At 70.6% G+C, this 1,031-nt stretch carries 1 protein-coding gene; it reads right to left on the minus strand.

What is annotated here, in order from left to right; all coding sequences use genetic code 11:
* Window positions 1-1,022: condensation domain-containing protein (locus ACGF7Y_RS36475; RefSeq protein WP_393242495.1), on the minus strand; the 1,022-nt coding region annotated here is incomplete at its 3' end.
* Window positions 1,023-1,031: the final 9 nt, after the last annotated feature.

Consider the following 1,031-nt stretch of genomic DNA (forward strand, 5'->3'; position numbering starts at 1 on the left):
AGTTCGGCTTCGCCGGTCAGTCCGTCGAGTTGGGTGCGCCAGTAGGCGAGTTGGCGGGCGGCGACGGAGGTGGGGTCGTCGTCGGTGCCGATGACGTGGCGTTGCCAGATGGCGTAGTCGGCGTATTGCACTTCCAGCGGCGCCCAGCGGGGGGAGTTGCCGCCGATGCGGGCGAGGTAGGCGGTGACCAGGTCGCGGGCCAGGGGTGCCATGGAGGCGCCGTCGGCGGCGATGTGGTGGGCGACCATCGCCAGGAGGTGTTCATCGGGGCTGGTTTCGGCCAGCAGGGCGCGGACGGGGACGTGTTCGGTGACGTCGAATCCGGTGAGCATCAGCTCGGTGATCGGGGTGAGGGGGTCGTCGGTGGTGACCAGTTCCAGTCCGGCGGGCAGGGCTTGGTCGACGGTGAGGATCTGTTGGAACGGCAGTCCGCCCGGTCCGCCCGCGGGGTAGCGGGTGCGCAGTGATTCGTGGCGTTCGAGGACGTCGGCGAGGGCGTAGCGCAGCGCGGACACGTCCAGGGCGCCGTGCAGGCGGATGGCGAGGGGGATGTTGTAGGCGGGGGAGGTGGGGTCGAATTGGTTGAGTACCCACATCCGTTGCTGGGCCAGTGACAGCGGGATCGGTTGGCTGCGTTCGGTGCGGGTCAGGCGGGGGCGGGTGCCGCCGCCCGCGCCGGGCACCACCCGCGCGGCCAGCGCGGCCACGGTGGGTGCTTCGAACAGTTCGCGTACCACCACGTTCGCGTCGAGGGCTTCGTTGATCCGCGCGACCACCCGGGTGGCCAGCAGCGAGTTGCCACCCAGGGCGAAGAAGTCGTCGTCGAGCCCGACTTCCCCGCCGCCCAGCAGCCCGGCGAACACCTCGGCCACGGCCTGCTCCACCGGCGAACCCGGCGCCCGGAAAGCGACGGTGCTGTTGACCTGCGGGGCGGGCAGCGCGCGGCGGTCGAGTTTCCCGTTCGGGGTCAACGGCAACACGTCCAGCACCACGATCGCGTCGGGCACCATGTAACCGGTCAAGAACTCCGC

It is taken from the genome of Nocardia sp. NPDC047654, assembly GCF_043205035.1.
GTDB lineage: Bacteria > Actinomycetota > Actinomycetes > Mycobacteriales > Mycobacteriaceae > Nocardia.